The following is a 14,663-nucleotide window of genomic DNA, read 5'->3' as shown; positions in this document are numbered from 1 at the left end:
GGAGAGGATCATGACCGAACAGCGCGTGACCATTCATATCGCCAACGGCATCGCCGATGTCCGGCTGGCGCGCCCCGACAAGATGAACGCGCTCGACCCGGCGATGTTCGCGGGAATCGCCGACGCGATCGACCAGCTCGCCGCCACGCCCGGCCTGCGCGCGGTGGTGCTGTCAGGCGAGGGGAAGGCCTTTTGCGCCGGGCTCGACATGGCCAGCATGGCTGGCGGCGGCACCGGCCTCGACATCCATGCGCGCAGCCATGGCGAGGCAAACCTGTTCCAGCAGGTTGCTTGGGGCTGGCGTACCCTGCCCGTGCCGGTCATCGCCGCCGTCCATGGCATAGCGTTCGGTGGCGGGTTCCAGATCATGTCAGGTGCGGACATCCGCATCATGGCGCCGGGCACGCGCTGTTCGATCATGGAGATGAAGTGGGGAATCGTCCCCGACATGGCCGGATTCGCGCTGTGGCGGACGACGGTGCGCGACGATGTGCTGCGCGAGCTGACCTACACCGCGCGGGAGTTCGATGCGCAGGAGGCGGCGGCGCTCGGCTTCGTCACCCATCTTTCCGAGGCGCCCTATGCCGCCGCGATGGATATTGCCGCCGCCGTTGCCGCGCGCAATCCAGACGCGATCCGCGCGGCCAAGCGGCTCGCCAACCTGTCCGCTGACGCCAGCGCCGGGCCGATTTTGGCCGCGGAGAGCGCCGAGCAGGCCAAGCTGCTGCGTTCGCCCAACCAGATGGAGGCGGTGATGGCGAACATGCAGAAGCGCGCGCCGAGTTTCACCGACTGACTCTTCCAACCGACCGCCTCTCGCGATAAAGGGTGACCATACCCGATATACGAATGAGAGGATGTCCATGCGCGAAGCCGCGATCGTCTCCACCGCCCGCACGGCCATTGGCAAGGCCTATCGCGGCGCGTTCAACGCGACCGAGGCACCGGTCCTCGCCGCCCATGTGATGAACGCGGCGGTAACACGCGCCGGGATCGACCCGGCGCGGATCGACGACATCTTCTGGGGCGTCGGCAATCAATGGGGGACGCAAGGGGCCAATGCCGGGCGCATGGCGGTGTTCGCCGCCGGGCTGCCACAGAGCGTCCCCGCCTTCACGCTCGACCGCAAATGCGGCTCCGGCCTTACCGCACTGGCGCTGGCGGCACGTTCGATCATCGCGGGCGATATCGATGTCGCGCTGTCCGGCGGCATGGAATCGATCAGCCTGACCGTGAACAAGGACGCGCCGCGCTTCGCCAACCAGTCGGTGCTCGCCAACGAACCGCATGCCTATATGGCGATGATCGAAACCGCCGAAATCGTCGCCGAACGCTATGGCATCAGCCGGGAGGCGCAGGATGCCTATGCCGCGCAGAGCCAGCAGCGCGCCGAGGCCGGGCTGGCAAAGGGCGCGTTCGCCGAGGAGATTGTGCCGATCACGGTCGAAAAGGCGCTGTTCGACAACGAAGGCACCCGCACCGGCACCGAGACCGTCACCGTGACTCAGGACGAAGGCATCCGCCCCGGCACCACCGTCGAAGCACTCGCTGGCCTCAAGACCGTGTGGAAGGGCGGGCAGGTCATCGAGCAGGGCCAACACATCACCGCCGGCAATGCCAGCCAGCTGTCCGACGGTGCTGCCGCGCAGATCGTGATGGACCGCGCCACCGCACAGGCGGAGGGCCGGGAGATCCTCGGCATCTATCGCGGCTTTCAGGCGGCAGGCTGCGGCCCCGACGAGATGGGCATCGGTCCCATCTTCGCGATCCCCAAATTGCTCGACCGCGCCGGGCTGTCGGTCGACGATATCGGCCTGTGGGAACTCAACGAGGCGTTTGCCAGCCAGTGCCTTTATTGCCGCGACCATCTCGGCATCGATCCCGAGCGGTATAACGTCAATGGCGGCGCGATCGCGATCGGCCACCCGTTCGGCATGACCGGTGCGCGGCTGGTCGGTCACGCGCTGATCGAAGGCCGCAAGCGTGGCGTGCGCTGGGTCGTGGTGTCGATGTGCACCGCCGGCGGCATGGGCGCGGCGGGGCTGTTCGAGATTCCCTGACCCCTTCGACATCGGCGAAACGCTTCGCTAGACGGCCTGCATGTTGCTCCGTCTTGGTACCCGCGGTTCGCCGCTCGCGCTTGTTCAGGCCAATATGGTGCGCGATGCGCTGCTCGCCGCGCATGGCTGGGGTCCAGCGGCGGTCGAAATCGTGCCGATCCGCACCACCGGCGACCGCGTGCAGGATCGCCCGCTTGCTGAAATCGGCGGCAAGGCGCTGTGGACCAAGGAACTCGACCGCGCGCTGCTGGACGGCACGATCGACCTTGCCGTGCACTCGATGAAGGATGTCGAGACGATCCGCCCGGACACGATCACGGTCGCCGCGATGCTGCCGCGCGCCGATGTGCGCGACCGGCTGATCGGGGCCGAGTCGCTCGACGCGCTGCCGCACGGTGCGCGGATCGGGACCAGCTCGCCGCGCCGCGCCGCGCAGCTGCGCCGCCTGCGCCCCGACCTGGCCATCGTGCCCCTGCGCGGCAATGTCGATACGCGCCGCGCCAAGGTTGCGGCGGGAGAGGCCGATGCCACCCTGCTCGCCGCCGCCGGGCTCGACCGGCTGGGCTATGGCGATATCGGCGTGGCGATCGACACCGATCACTTGCTCCCCGCCCCGTCGCAGGGCGCGGTCGGGATCGAGGTGCGCGCCGACGATTCGGCGACCCGCATCCATGTCGGGGCCATCGGCGACGCGCTGACCGAACGCTGTGTCTGGGCCGAGCGCGCCTTGCTCGCCGCGATCAGCGGAGACTGCCACTCTCCGATCGCGGCACTGGCGACGGTCGCGCCCGACGGCCTGCGCCTGCGCGCCGAAATCCTGAGCGCGGATGGGTCGGAGCATGTCCGGATCGACCGCAGCGGCCTAGCCGGGACTGCGGAGGAGGCGGCGGACCACGCACGCGCGCTGCTGTCCGGCGCCTCGCCACAGCTGCGCCGCCTGTTCGGCCATTGACCCGCCCGATTGTAATCCTGCGCCCGGCACCGGGCGGATCGGCCACTGCTGAGCGCGTTCGCGCCGCCGGCCTCGACCCGATCCTGCTGCCGCTGTTCGCGGTCGCCCCGCTCGACTGGACCCCACCCGATCCTGCCGCGTTCGACGCGCTGCTGCTGACCAGCGCCAACGCCGCGCGGCACGCCGGGGCGGGGCTGGAGCGGATCGCCCGGCTCCCCGTGCTGGCGGTCGGTCCCGAAACCGCCGACGCCGCGACGCAGGCGGGTCTGTGCGTCATCGAATGCGGCACTCATGGCGTCGCCGCATTGCTGGCACGCCAGGCGTGGAGTCAGCGCCTGTTGTGGCTGGCGGGGCGTGACCGGATGGCCGTGAACCACCCGGCGGTGCGCATGACCATCGCCGTCTATGCCAATGACGCAATCGGCTGGACCCCGGAGCAGGCCGCGCAGCTGCCGGGGACCGTCGCGATGGTCCATTCCGCGCGCGCGACGCGCCAACTCGCCGCACAGCTCGACACGCACCGGATCCCCCGCGCCTCCGTCCGTATCGCCGCGATCAGCGCGCGCGCCGCCGACGCCGACGGGCGCGGCTGGGACAGCGTCGCCGTCGCCGCCAAGCCAAGCGATGCCGCTTTGATCGCCGCGGCACAGCGGCTGGCGATTGACCCCTGAGCGCATCGGGAGAATAAGCAGGTCATGACCCCCGACGCTCCGGTTCCCACCGCCCCTGCGCGCGGCAATCCATTGATGACGATTGGCGCGGTGCTGATCGCATTCATTGCCGGCCTGGCGGTGATGGCGGTCGTGTTCCGCGCCAGCGACTGGTGGGGGCAGCCCGAGGCTGCGCCCGCCCCACTCGTCCAGCCCCCAATCTCCGCCGCGCCCGTCACCGCGCCGGGCATGGATGTCGCTACGCTCGCTGCACGCGAACAGGCGCTTGCCGCGCGGCTGGAGGCACTCGATTCGCGGTTGCGCGCCGCCGATGCCGATGCGCGGGTAGCGGCAAGCTATGCCGGGCGGGCCGAGGCGATGATGCTGGTGTTCGGGGCGCGCCGCGCGCTGGAGCGCGGACAGGGTCTCGGAATGATCGAGGGTGAGTTGCGCCGCCGCCTGGGCGGGGCCGAACCCGATGCCGTCGCCGCCGTCATTTCCGCCTCCGGCGAGCCCATCACGCTGGAGGATCTGCGCGTCGCGTTCGACCAGATCGCCCCGCGCCTGTCGACCTCGCAGCCCGACGATGGCTGGCTGAACGCGATCCAGCGCGAACTATCGACGCTCGTCATCATCCGCAAACAGGACGCGCCCAGCCCGCATCCGCGCGAGCGGCTGGCCCGCGCGCGCCGCCTGCTGGGACAGGGCCATGTCGAGGCGGCATTGGCCGAAGTCTCGCGCCTGCCCGGCGCGCAGGGTGCCGAAAGCTGGATGGCGGCGGCGGGCCGCTACATCGAGACGCGGCGCGCGCTCGACACGCTCGAAAATGCGGCAATTGCGGGGAAGGCCGAGCCGGTCTCCGGCGCGCGCACCCCGACCCCGGCAGCACCGACCGCGCCGGCACAAGATATTCAGGGAGAGTAAGATGGCCGAGATGGGCCGGTTCGACTGGCAGGATCCGTTCGCGCTCGACGCACAGCTGACCGATGAAGAACGCATGGTCCGCGACGCGGCGCGTGCCTATGCGCAGGAACAGCTGCTCCCGCGGGTCACCCGCGCATTCCTCGACGAAAATTTCGACCGCGAAATCATGTCGGAAATGGGCCAGCTCGGCCTGCTCGGCCCGACCATCCCCGAAACCTATGGCGGCGCGGGGCTTGGCTATGTCGCCTATGGCCTGGTCGCGCGCGAGGTCGAGGCGGTCGATTCGGGCTATCGCAGCGCGATGAGCGTGCAGTCGAGCCTCGTGATGCACCCGATCCACGCTTACGGCACCGAGGAGCAGAAGCGCAAATACCTGCCCAAGCTCGCCAGCGGCGAATGGGTCGGCTGTTTCGGCCTGACCGAACCCGATGCGGGCAGCGATCCGGCCGGCATGCGCACCCGCGCCGAAAAGATCGACGGCGGCTACCGCCTGACCGGTGCGAAGATGTGGATCACCAATTCGCCGATCGCCGATGTCTTCGTGGTCTGGGCCAAGAGCGACGAACATGGCGGCGGAATCAAGGGCTTCGTCCTCGAAAAGGGGATGAAGGGGCTTTCGGCACCCAAGATCGAGGGCAAGCTGAGCTTGCGCGCGTCGATCACCGGCGAGATCGTGATGGACGGGGTCGAAGTCGGCGAAGACGCGCTGCTGCCCGAGGTTCAGGGGCTCAAGGGCCCGTTCGGCTGCCTAAACCGCGCGCGTTATGGCATCGCCTGGGGCACGATGGGCGCGGCCGAAGCGTGCATGCAGGCCGCCCGCCAGTACACGCTCGACCGCCATCAATTCGGCCGCCCGCTCGCCGCAACCCAGCTGGTGCAGCTGAAGCTGGCGAACATGGAAACCGAGATCGCACTCGGCCTTCAGGCAGCACTGCGCGCAGGGCGGATGTTCGACGAGGGCACGCTGTCGCCCGAAGCGATCAGCATCATCAAGCGCAACAATTGCGGCAAGGCGCTCGATATCGCCCGCGTCGCGCGCGACATGCATGGCGGCAACGGCATTTCCGCCGAGTTCCACGTGATGCGCCATGCGATCAACCTCGAAACGGTCAACACCTATGAGGGCACTCACGACGTCCACGGCCTGATCCTCGGCCGCGCGATCACCGGGATTGCCGCGTTCTGATGGGGCCGGATCGGCAACCGACGCTTGTCGGCGAACTCGTCACCATCCGACCGCTCGTCGCTGCGGATTGGGACGCCCTGTTCGCCGTCGCCTCCGACCCGTTGATCTGGGAACTCCACCCGGCCAACGACCGCTGGCAGGAACCGGTGTTCCGCAAATTCTTCGACGACGCGCTCGCCTGCGGCGGCGGCCTCGCGATCCTCGACAAGGCAACCGGCGCGGTGATCGGGTCGAGCCGCTATGACTGCTGGGTCCCTGAGGAAGACGAGATCGAGATCGGCTGGACCTTCATCGCGCGGAGCCATTGGGGCGGCACCTATAACCGTGAGATCAAGCGGCTGATGCTCGGCCATATCCACCGCTTCGTGCACCGCGTGGTATTCATCGTCGGGCGCAACAATCTGCGCTCGCGCGGTGCAATGGCGAAGATCGGTGGGCGGCTGATTCCGGGCCGCACCCATCGCGGCGGTGGACAGGTCCTGCCCGACAATGTCGTGTACGAGATTTGCCGCGCATGAAGCCGCTCGCCGGGGTCAAGGTGGTCGAACTCGCCCGCATCCTCGCCGGGCCATGGTGCGGGCAACTGCTCGCCGATCTGGGGGCCGAAGTGATCAAGGTCGAGCGCCCCGGCGCGGGCGACGACACGCGCCACTGGGGTCCGCCCTTCTTGCACGACGCCGATGGCGTGAGCCGCGACGCCGCCTATTACCATTCGGCGAACCGTGGGAAGACCACCCGCTTCATCGACATCGCAACGCCCGAAGGTCAGGCTGAAGTCCGCGCGCTGGTCGCCGACGCCGATGTCGTGATCGAAAATTACAAGGTCGGCGGGCTCGTCAAATACGGCCTCGATCATGCCAGCCTTAGCGCGCTGTACCCGCGCCTGATCACCTGCTCCATCACCGGCTTCGGCCAGACCGGACCTTATGCCCACCGCGCCGGCTATGATTTCATCATCCAGGGGATGGGCGGCATCATGTCGCTGACCGGCGAGCCCGATGGCGCGCCGCAAAAGGCGGGGATCGCCTGTGCCGACATCTTTACTGGAGTCTATTCCGCCGTCGCGATCCTCGCGGCGCTGCGTCAGCGCGATGCGACGGGTAAGGGCGCGCACATCGACATGGCGCTGCTCGATACCCAGGTCGCGGTGCTCGCCAATCAGGCGCTGAACTGGATGGCCAACCCGGCGAAGGTGCCGCACCGGATGGGCAACGGCCATGCCAACCTCGCCCCCTATCAGGCGTTTACGGCGAGCGACGGCGACCTGATCATCGCGGTGGGCAATGATTCGCAGTTCCGCAAGCTGTGCAGCGTGCTGGGCCTCACCCTTGCCGACGATCCCGATTTCGCGACCAACCCGGCACGCGTGCGCAACCGCGCCCGCCTGATCGCGCCGATCCAGGCGGCGGTGGCGGGCTGGACCAAACAGGCGCTGTCCGACGCGCTCGAGGCACAAGGTGTCCCCGCCGGGCCGATCAACACCGTGGACGAGGTGTTCGCCGACCCGCAGGTGATCGCACGCGGCATGCAGATCGCGCCAGAAGGCCTGCCCGGCGTCGCCAGCCCGATCGTGATCGACGGCCAGCGCATGGTCTCCGACCGCGCCAGCCCCGCGCGGCCCGTGGAGCACTAGGCTGCCTCCGCTGGACATCGCGGTGGCAGGATGCGGCACCGCCGGGCTTGCCGCCGCCTTGCTGCTCCACCGCGTCGGCCATCGCGTCACCTTGTTCGAACGCTTCGGCACGCCCCGCCCGCTCGGCTCGGGCTTGCTGATCCAGCCGACCGGTCAGGCCGTGTTGCGCGCATTGGGGCTAGAGGCCGAATTGCTAGCGCGCGGCGCGCCGGTCACGCGGCTGATCGGTCATGCCGGCGATCGCTGTGTTCTCGACGTGCGCTACGCCGCACTCAGGCGCAGCGGCGTCGGCATCGGCGTCCACCGCGCGACCCTGTTCGCGATCCTCCACGATGCCGTGCTGGCGGAAGGTATCGGAATCGAAGCCGGACGGGCGATCGCGGCGTGCGCGGACAGTCGGCTGCACTTCGCCGATGGTACGCAGACAGCGCGCTTCGACCTGATCGTCGACGCAATGGGCAGCCGCTCCCCGCTCGTCCCGGCGACGCCCCCGCTGGCGTTCGGCGCGCTCTGGGCCGATCTCGACTGGGCGGGCGACTTCATCCCCGATGCGCTGCAGCAGCGCTATCGCCGCGCCAGCGTCATGGCCGGCGTGCTGCCGATCGGAACCCCGCGCCACGCGACGGGTCCACGTGCCGCCTTGTTCTGGTCGCTGCGCGGCGATCGCCTCGCGAACTGGCGCGCGGCGGGTCTCCCACGGTGGAAAGAGCAGGTGCTGGAATTATGGCCCGCCACCGCGCCCCTGCTCGACCAGATCACCGATTCCGACCAGCTGACCTTCGCCAGCTACGCGCATCGCACCTTGCGCCATCCGGTCGAGCCGGGCCTGATCCATCTCGGCGATTCCTGGCATTCGACCAGCCCGCAACTGGGGCAGGGCGCGAACATGGCGCTGCTCGACGCCTATGCCCTCGCCCTCGGCCTGCGCCGCGCGCGCACGCTATCCGAAGCGCTCGCCGAAACCATCCGCCTGCGCCGCGATCAGATTCAGCTCTATCAGCTGCTCAGCCGGTTGCTGACCCCGGTCTATCAGTCCGATGGCGCAGCGATACCGTGGCTGCGCGACCGGGTGATGGGGCCGGTGTCGAAGCTGTGGCCGTTTACCGTGGTCCAGGCGGCGCTGGTCAGCGGAGCGGTGGGTCACCCGCTCGCCCGCCTTGGACTCGACTTCTGATCCAGTCGCGCAGCGCGCCCGTCCGCGCCTCGGTCTGCGCCGCGAACAGCCACGCTACGGCAACCGCCAGCACCAGGATCGCCACCACCGCCAGCGCCGCCTCCCCACCGGGCGCCAGCCGCGTGTCCCCGACGATCCACCCCGCCGCCAGCGCCATCAGCGGGAAATGGATGGCGTAGAGCGAGAAGCTCGCCTGCGCGCCATAGCTGGCCAGCGGGTGCAGTGCGGCGAGGCGCGGCGGGTCGCTGCGCAGCAGGGTGAACAGGAACAGCGCGAAGCTGGCGGCCTCGATCGGATCCTCGACCCCGAAATCGCCCGTGCGCCCCCACAGCAACGCGGCGAGGCACAGCAGTCCGGCCGCAACCGGCGTCCAGCGCGCCAGGCGCAGGTCCGGCCAGCGCCGCTCCGCTCCAAGCAACGCCGCGCCGCACAGCCAGCTGAGGAAGCCGAGCGCAATCTCCGGATTGACGAACGCGATCCCCAAACTCGCCAGCGCGATGCCCGGTCGCCGATAGCGCAGCGCCAGCCACAGCGCCGGAAACCACAGATAATACCAGAATTCGAACGCCAGGCTCCACAACGGCCCATTGCTGCCAAAGGGCGGGACGATCAGATGCTGGAGAAACATCAGATTGCCGACCAGCGCGCCCCACGTCATCGACTGCGACAGGTCCTGGCTGAACACCCACGCACCGGTCAGCCCGTAATACGTGGGCAGTTCCAGCACATGATAACCGATCCAGTCGAGCAGCCCGCCCAGCAGCAGCGCCGGGACCAGCACGATCCCCAGCCGCGCGACCCGGTCGATGAGATACGCGTCCCAGCGCCAGCCACGCTCGGCCCGCGCCGAAACGCTGCGCGCGATCCAGTATCCGCTGAGCACGAAGAACAGGATCACCGCCGAATGCGCAAAGCCGGCAAAAAAATAGCCCGCGCGCACCAGCAGCGACGCGGTCGGCCGGTAGTCCTCGACCAGCAGCCCCCACAAATGTCCAAACGCGACCGTCACCGCGAGCACGGCGCGCATCGCATCCATATGGAACCACGCTGCGGGAGGCGCAGCCTGCGCGCCGGTCGCGGTCAGCCGCGCACCCGTGTCGCCAATGCCTGCGCCCCGGCGGGCGCGCGCACCTTGCCGCCATGGATCAGGAAGACGAATGTCTCGCGCGGCGTCGCGGGCGGATCGCGATCCTCGATATAGGGCAGGCCCGCTGGCCGTCCGCCCGACGCCCAGCATCTCGCCACCTCCGCCCAGCGGTCCAGCTCGGGCTCGGGATAGCAAAGCGGGTTATCGTCCTCCCCCGACTCAAGCCGCGCATAGACGAAATCGCCGGTCACGTCGGCAATCGCGGGGTATTCGGGCGAGTGCGCATAGACAATCGCAACGCCCGCTTCGCGGCACATCGTCACAAACTCCGGCACCGCAAAACTTTCATGCCGCACCTGCACCGCATGGCGCAGCGTCACTCCGTCGTGAGACGCAGGAAGCAGCTTCAGGAAGGCACCGAAATCCGCCGCGTCGAACTTCTTGGTCGCCATGAACTGCCACAGGATCGGGCCGAGCTTGTCGCCCAGCTCGATGATGCCCTGTCCCACGAATTTGGCGATCGACTCACCCGCGTCGCCCAGCACTTTGCGGTTGGTGCAATAGCGCGACGCCTTGACCGCAAACACGAACCCCTCGGGCACGCTCGCCGCCCATCCGGCAAAGGTCGCGGGCTTGAACCCCGAATAATAGGTGCCGTTGATCTCGATCGCGCCCAGCTGGCGGCTGGCAAACTCCAGCTCCTTCTTCTGCGTGAGACCTTCAGGGTAAAAGGTCCCGCGCCACGGTTCGAAGGTCCACCCGCCAATGCCGGTGCGAATAGGAGCGTGCGTCATGCCGCGTGCTTAGCGCGCCGCCGCCCGCCTCACATCACGAAATACGCGTCCAGGTCTGCGATTTGCAGATGAAGCCGAGCACACAGCCCTTGCCGATCATCGCATTGCCCTCGATCCGCATCTGGCCGCTGAAGGTGCGGTTCATGTCGGGCACGAACACCCGGCCCTTATATTTGCCCGGCTCAACCTGACGGAATTCGCGAAACAGGTTCGCGCCGACCAGCTTCTCCGTGCCGCCCTTGCGCGCATCGGCCTTGGCCTTCTCGCTCGCCCAGATCACGGTGCCGCACACGCGCTCGCCGCCACACGGCGTGATGCGGATATGCACGCTGTTGCTCGGGTTGCGCCATTCGCTCGATACGAGCTGCTTGACGCCATTGCCGGCGGCACTCGCGCCGCCCAGCGGCGCGGCCAGCATCGCCAGCCCGGCCACCGCCATCATCCATGCCCGCGGACGCGCCGTGCGCCGCACCGGTCCCTCGATCGTCATGGTCTAAACTCCAATCATCCATACAGGCCGCGCCTGACGCGGCTGAAATCCTGTTTGAACAGATAATTAGGTACGTGACCCGGCACGAAAAGGGCCGGAAGGAGGCAATTTGCGAAACGGCGCGTTCGCGAACACCCATGTGCCACATATCGAAAGGGGCGCAGTTGCTGCGCGGCAACTGGAGCAGGTGAAGGGATTCGAACCACGCCCGCAGCGCTATTGCGCGGAGGGCCAGCAAAATACTCGAGGGTTCTGACGGGCCCGATCTGACGAAGATCCACGCTATCACAGCGCGGCGACTGGAGCGGGCGAAGGGATTCGAACCCTCGACCCCAACCTTGGCAAGGTTGTGCTCTACCCCTGAGCTACGCCCGCTCTCTGGCGCCATATGTGCCCGCTCGGGAAGCCGAGGGGGCGGGGCAAGGTGGCGGCCTCTAGCAGCGGGTTCCGGGGGCTGCAAGGGGGAAGTTGCAGGATTCGCGATTCCGGCTCAGGGGGTTGGCCCTGAGCCCACGAACGCCCAAATAGGGGCGTACCGCATTGCTCGAACGACAAGGGATTCGCCGTGGCCACGCTTGGACTTTCCGCCGCCGACAAGGACGCCGTCGAGGCATTTCGTCGCGACATCGTCGAACCGTCGATGACGAAGCTCGTCATCCTCGATTTCTGGGCGGAATGGTGCGGCCCGTGCAAGGCGCTGGGACCGGTGCTGGACAAGGTCGCCGCCGACTATGCCGACAAGGGCGTGATGCTGGCCAAGATCGATGTCGATGCGAATCAGTTCATCGCCGCGCAGTTCCAGGTGCGGTCGATCCCGACCGTCTATGCGATGTTCCAGGGCCAGCCGATCGCCGACCTGACCAATGCGCGCACCGAGGGACAGCTCAAGGCGATGCTCGACCAGATCCTGCGCCAGATCCCGGTCGAAAGCGACGCCGCGGTGCAGGCCGCCGAGCTCGAACCGCTGCTGGCGATGGGCGAAGAGGTGCTGGCGGGCGGTGAGACCGAACGCGCGCTGTCGATTTTCGAACAGATCGCCGAAATCGCGCCGGACAGTGCACAGGCCGTCGCCGGCCGCGTCCGCGCGCTGACTGCGCTGGCCCGGCTTGACGAAGCCGCCGCCGTGCTCGCCGCCCTGCCCGAGGAGGCCGCCAAGCTGCCCGAGGTCGAGCGCGCCCGCGCCGCGCTGAGCCTGGCGCAGGAGGCGCCCGCTGCCGCCGGTGACGATGAACTCGGCGCGCTGCGCGCCAAGGCCGCAAGCGGCGACATGGAGGCGCGCTACGACCTTGCCGGCGCGCTGATGGGCAGCGACCGTCAGAGCGCCGCGGACACGCTGCTCGCGCTGATCGCCGAGGATAGGGAATGGAACGACGGCGCCGCACGCGCGCGCCTGCTCAAGCTGTTCGAAGCGGTCGGGCTTGAAGACCCCTGGGTCTCGGCGCAGCGCCGCAAGCTCTCCGCGATCCTGTTCGGATGACCGCATTGGCGACCGGCACGCGCCTCTCGATCTTCCCGCTCCCCGGGGCGCTGCTGTTCCCCGGCATGCATTTGCCGCTGCATATTTTCGAGCCGCGTTACCGGGCGATGGTCAATGACAGCCTCGCCCGCGACCGGCGCATCGCGATGATTCAGCCCAAAGGGGGTGGCGAGAAACCGCCCTTGTTCGAGATCGGCTGTGTCGGCCGCATCGCCGATGTCGAGGCGATGGAGGATGGCCGGTACAATGTCGTGCTGGAAGGGCTGTCGCGCTTCCGCATTCTGCGCGAGCTGGAGGTAACGACGCTGTTCCGCCAGGTCGAGGCCGAGCTGATCGCCGACCCGGTCGATGAAACCCTCTCAATGGGCGCGCGCGCCGCGCTCGAACTCGAATCGCGCCGCTTCGCCGAGACTCAGGGCTATGCGGTCGACTGGGAAGCGGTCGCGCGGCTCGACGATCAGAACCTCGTCAACGGCATCGCCCAGATCGCCCCCTTCGACCCCGCCGCGAAACAGGCACTGCTCGAAGCCGACACGATCGCCGACCGCGCCGAGCTGATTATCCAGCTCATGCAGTTTTTCGGGCGGCATGAGGGGGAAGAGGGGACGTTGCAGTAGACCGCCCCCCTCTCGTCGTCCCGGGCTTGACCCGGGACGGGGCTTTTGAAGTCTGGCTGAAGCCTACCTGCGTGGTCCGTAGCCGTACTGAAACCATTGCTTGGAAAGCGAGAGGCGCTCCGCATTTTCACGCTGCCATCGTGCCAAACAAAGCAGGCCGCCATTCCCGGCGTTTGGCTCCGGGTCACCGGCATAAAACATCCGCGTAAAGTCTGCGCGGACCTCCAATCTCAGCTCTTCGATGCCACATTTGCGGGCCGCTTTCACCGCCAGAGCGATGCTGTCAAAAGGTCCTTCCGCTAGAGGGGCGGGCGGCGAGTTACCCACCGAAATTGCCGCTATTCCGAGCAGCAGCACAATTGCACCGCCGCGCCGCACATCTCGCGACGCCACCTAAGCCATCTCCCCATGCAACAACCGCGGCACCTTGCCCGATTCGCCGCGGGCTTCGGCCATGAACCAGTTTTTGAGCGTCGGCACCTTGTCCACTGCCGACAACCCAAACCGCCGCGCCGCGTTCGCCGCGCCGCCGGGAAGCCCGAACAGATGCGTCAGCGCGTCGGTGGCAATGCTGACCATCATCGTGTCGAGGCTGCGCCAGCGTTCGTAGCGGGTCAGCAACGCGGGATCGCCCATGTCGAGCCCCAGCCGTTTCCCCTCGACCAGCACCTCGACCAACGCGGCAACATCGCGAAAGCCGACATTGACCCCCTGCCCCGCAATCGGGTGGATGCCATGCGCCGCGTCGCCGACCAGCGCCAGCCGCTCCGCCGTGATCTTCGCAGCATGGTGGAAGCCGAGCGGATAGCTGAAGCGCGGCCCCAGCGGCCCGAGCTTGCCGAGGAACCCGCCCATCTTCTTGTCCGCCTCGGCAAGGAAGCCGCGTTCGGACAGCTTCATCATCCCCGCCTCTTCGCTGCGCTTCACCGACCAGACGATTGCCGAGCGATGCCCGTTGGCGTCATCACGCAGCGGCAGGATCGCGAACGGACCCTGCGGATAGAAAATCTCGAACGCGGTGTTCTCGTGGCTATGCTCGTGATGCAGCGAGGTCACGATCGCCGCATGGTCATAATTCCAGCGCGCCACCCGCAACAGCGCCGCGTCGCGCGTCGGCGAGGCGCGCCCCTCCGCCCCGATCAGCAATTGCGCGCGCACCGTCGCGCCCGAATCGAGCGTCGCGGTGACGCCAGTTGCATCACGCGCGACCGACAGCGCGCGGGTCTTCATCCGCACATCGGCCAGCGGCGCGCGTTGTGCCGCCGCCATCAGCGCACGGCGCAGGTCGCGATTCTCGAACATCGTGCCGAGCGCGCCCTCGCCCTCCTGCGGGTCGAAATCGAGCTTGCCGGGCTTGAGGCCATCCGACACGCGGATGCTCTCGATCGGGCACCCCTTGCCCGCCAGATCGTCGGCCAACCCGATCGCCTCCAGCATCCGCAACGGCGCGGCGGCGATGGCGGATGCGCGCCCGTCATGGCTGGCGGCGAGGATCGCGTCCGGGTCCGCGGTGTCGATCACGATGCTGGAGATGCCATGCGCGTCGAGCGCCACGGCAAGCGCGCTCCCGACCAGTCCGCCGCCGAGAATGAGAAGGTCTGCCTGGGTCATATCCCGCA

General features: G+C 67.9%; 16 protein-coding genes and 1 tRNA gene. 11 read left to right on the top strand and 6 right to left on the bottom strand.

Annotated features, from left to right (window positions below; translation table 11 throughout):
- Positions 1-10 precede the first annotated feature (10 nt).
- The 9 genes from ACRYLO_RS15775 to ACRYLO_RS15735 all read left to right on the top strand — a co-directional run bounded on the left by ACRYLO_RS15775 (position 11) and on the right by ACRYLO_RS15735 (position 8,579).
- The gene (locus ACRYLO_RS15775; protein ID WP_482661034.1) at positions 11-796 is read left to right on the top strand and encodes a crotonase/enoyl-CoA hydratase family protein; all 786 of its coding nucleotides are present in this window, start codon (positions 11-13) and stop codon (positions 794-796) included.
- Positions 797-863: 67 nt separating this feature from the next.
- Complete coding sequence (locus tag ACRYLO_RS15770; RefSeq protein WP_482661033.1) at positions 864-2,060, top strand: acetyl-CoA C-acyltransferase; 1,197 nt, start codon at positions 864-866, stop codon at positions 2,058-2,060.
- A 40-nt stretch (positions 2,061-2,100) separates the two neighbouring features.
- Positions 2,101-3,012: a hydroxymethylbilane synthase gene (gene hemC, locus ACRYLO_RS15765; RefSeq protein ID WP_482661032.1), complete on the top strand. Its 912-nt coding sequence runs from the start codon at positions 2,101-2,103 to the stop codon at positions 3,010-3,012.
- Positions 3,009-3,683, top strand: coding sequence for a uroporphyrinogen-III synthase (locus ACRYLO_RS15760; protein WP_482661031.1), 675 nt, complete (start codon positions 3,009-3,011; stop codon positions 3,681-3,683). Before hemC ends, ACRYLO_RS15760 begins: the two co-directional genes overlap by 4 nt.
- Before the next feature lie 24 nt (positions 3,684-3,707).
- A complete protein-coding gene (locus ACRYLO_RS15755; RefSeq protein WP_482661030.1) occupies positions 3,708-4,586 on the top strand; it encodes a hypothetical protein in 879 nt (292 codons plus the stop codon).
- 1 nt (position 4,587) lies between these two features.
- Complete coding sequence (locus ACRYLO_RS15750) at positions 4,588-5,772, top strand: acyl-CoA dehydrogenase (RefSeq protein WP_482661029.1); 1,185 nt, start codon at positions 4,588-4,590, stop codon at positions 5,770-5,772.
- Positions 5,772-6,290, top strand: coding sequence for a GNAT family N-acetyltransferase (locus ACRYLO_RS15745; protein ID WP_482661028.1), 519 nt, complete (start codon positions 5,772-5,774; stop codon positions 6,288-6,290). The genes ACRYLO_RS15750 and ACRYLO_RS15745 overlap by 1 nt, the downstream gene beginning before the upstream one ends.
- Positions 6,287-7,405, top strand: a complete 1,119-nt coding sequence (locus tag ACRYLO_RS15740) for a CaiB/BaiF CoA transferase family protein (RefSeq protein ID WP_482661027.1) — start codon at positions 6,287-6,289, stop codon at positions 7,403-7,405. Before ACRYLO_RS15745 ends, ACRYLO_RS15740 begins: the two co-directional genes overlap by 4 nt.
- 22 nt (positions 7,406-7,427) lie before the next feature.
- Positions 7,428-8,579, top strand: a complete 1,152-nt coding sequence (locus tag ACRYLO_RS15735) for an FAD-dependent oxidoreductase (RefSeq protein WP_482661026.1) — start codon at positions 7,428-7,430, stop codon at positions 8,577-8,579.
- Here ACRYLO_RS15735 and ACRYLO_RS15730 read toward each other — a convergent pair.
- From ACRYLO_RS15730 to ACRYLO_RS15715, 4 genes are all read right to left on the bottom strand, one after another.
- A complete protein-coding gene (locus ACRYLO_RS15730; protein WP_482661025.1) occupies positions 8,530-9,615 on the bottom strand; it encodes an acyltransferase family protein in 1,086 nt (361 codons plus the stop codon). The two genes, ACRYLO_RS15735 and ACRYLO_RS15730, sit on opposite strands and share 50 nt — an antisense overlap.
- A gap of 44 nt (positions 9,616-9,659) precedes the next feature.
- Entirely contained in the window at positions 9,660-10,460 is an 801-nt protein-coding gene (locus ACRYLO_RS15725) for a DUF72 domain-containing protein (protein ID WP_482661024.1), read from the bottom strand.
- A 34-nt stretch (positions 10,461-10,494) separates the two neighbouring features.
- Complete coding sequence (locus tag ACRYLO_RS15720; RefSeq protein WP_482661023.1) at positions 10,495-10,950, bottom strand: DUF2147 domain-containing protein; 456 nt, start codon at positions 10,948-10,950, stop codon at positions 10,495-10,497.
- A 300-nt stretch (positions 10,951-11,250) separates the two neighbouring features.
- Positions 11,251-11,325: transfer RNA gene (locus tag ACRYLO_RS15715), tRNA-Gly, on the bottom strand.
- 190 nt (positions 11,326-11,515) lie between these two features.
- Here ACRYLO_RS15715 and ACRYLO_RS15710 point away from each other — a divergent pair.
- Both ACRYLO_RS15710 and ACRYLO_RS15705 read left to right on the top strand, forming a co-directional pair.
- Entirely contained in the window at positions 11,516-12,427 is a 912-nt protein-coding gene (locus ACRYLO_RS15710; protein WP_482661022.1) for a tetratricopeptide repeat protein, read from the top strand.
- Positions 12,424-13,044 (top strand): LON peptidase substrate-binding domain-containing protein, encoded by a 621-nt coding sequence (locus tag ACRYLO_RS15705; RefSeq protein WP_482661021.1) that lies wholly within the window; start codon positions 12,424-12,426, stop codon positions 13,042-13,044. The genes ACRYLO_RS15710 and ACRYLO_RS15705 overlap by 4 nt, the downstream gene beginning before the upstream one ends.
- A gap of 63 nt (positions 13,045-13,107) precedes the next feature.
- Here the strand turns inward: ACRYLO_RS15705 and ACRYLO_RS15700 are convergent, their stop codons facing one another.
- Both ACRYLO_RS15700 and ACRYLO_RS15695 read right to left on the bottom strand, forming a co-directional pair.
- Positions 13,108-13,401 (bottom strand): hypothetical protein, encoded by a 294-nt coding sequence (locus tag ACRYLO_RS15700; protein ID WP_482661020.1) that lies wholly within the window; start codon positions 13,399-13,401, stop codon positions 13,108-13,110.
- 36 nt (positions 13,402-13,437) lie between these two features.
- Complete coding sequence (locus tag ACRYLO_RS15695; protein ID WP_482661019.1) at positions 13,438-14,655, bottom strand: FAD-dependent monooxygenase; 1,218 nt, start codon at positions 14,653-14,655, stop codon at positions 13,438-13,440.
- Positions 14,656-14,663 lie beyond the last annotated feature (8 nt).

Source organism: Sphingomonas sp. SDUR79 (assembly GCF_056821745.1).
The sequence above is the reverse complement of the archived record's forward strand: the minus strand, read 5'-3'. Positions and strand labels throughout refer to the sequence as shown.

What these genes read in the sequence shown, in the direction of transcription:
- ACRYLO_RS15775 (WP_482661034.1), top strand. Translation starts at nt 11, where the DNA reads ATGACCGAACAGCGCGTGACCATTCATATCGCCAACGGCATCGCCGAT.
- ACRYLO_RS15770 (WP_482661033.1), top strand. Translation starts at nt 864, where the DNA reads ATGCGCGAAGCCGCGATCGTCTCCACCGCCCGCACGGCCATTGGCAAG.
- hemC (WP_482661032.1), top strand. Translation starts at nt 2,101, where the DNA reads ATGTTGCTCCGTCTTGGTACCCGCGGTTCGCCGCTCGCGCTTGTTCAG.
- ACRYLO_RS15755 (WP_482661030.1), top strand. Translation starts at nt 3,708, where the DNA reads ATGACCCCCGACGCTCCGGTTCCCACCGCCCCTGCGCGCGGCAATCCA.
- ACRYLO_RS15750 (WP_482661029.1), top strand. Translation starts at nt 4,588, where the DNA reads ATGGCCGAGATGGGCCGGTTCGACTGGCAGGATCCGTTCGCGCTCGAC.
- ACRYLO_RS15745 (WP_482661028.1), top strand. Translation starts at nt 5,772, where the DNA reads ATGGGGCCGGATCGGCAACCGACGCTTGTCGGCGAACTCGTCACCATC.
- ACRYLO_RS15740 (WP_482661027.1), top strand. Translation starts at nt 6,287, where the DNA reads ATGAAGCCGCTCGCCGGGGTCAAGGTGGTCGAACTCGCCCGCATCCTC.
- ACRYLO_RS15730 (WP_482661025.1), bottom strand. Translation starts at nt 9,615, where the DNA reads ATGGATGCGATGCGCGCCGTGCTCGCGGTGACGGTCGCGTTTGGACAT.
- ACRYLO_RS15725 (WP_482661024.1), bottom strand. Translation starts at nt 10,460, where the DNA reads ATGACGCACGCTCCTATTCGCACCGGCATTGGCGGGTGGACCTTCGAA.
- ACRYLO_RS15720 (WP_482661023.1), bottom strand. Translation starts at nt 10,950, where the DNA reads ATGACGATCGAGGGACCGGTGCGGCGCACGGCGCGTCCGCGGGCATGG.
- ACRYLO_RS15705 (WP_482661021.1), top strand. Translation starts at nt 12,424, where the DNA reads ATGACCGCATTGGCGACCGGCACGCGCCTCTCGATCTTCCCGCTCCCC.
- ACRYLO_RS15695 (WP_482661019.1), bottom strand. Translation starts at nt 14,655, where the DNA reads ATGACCCAGGCAGACCTTCTCATTCTCGGCGGCGGACTGGTCGGGAGC.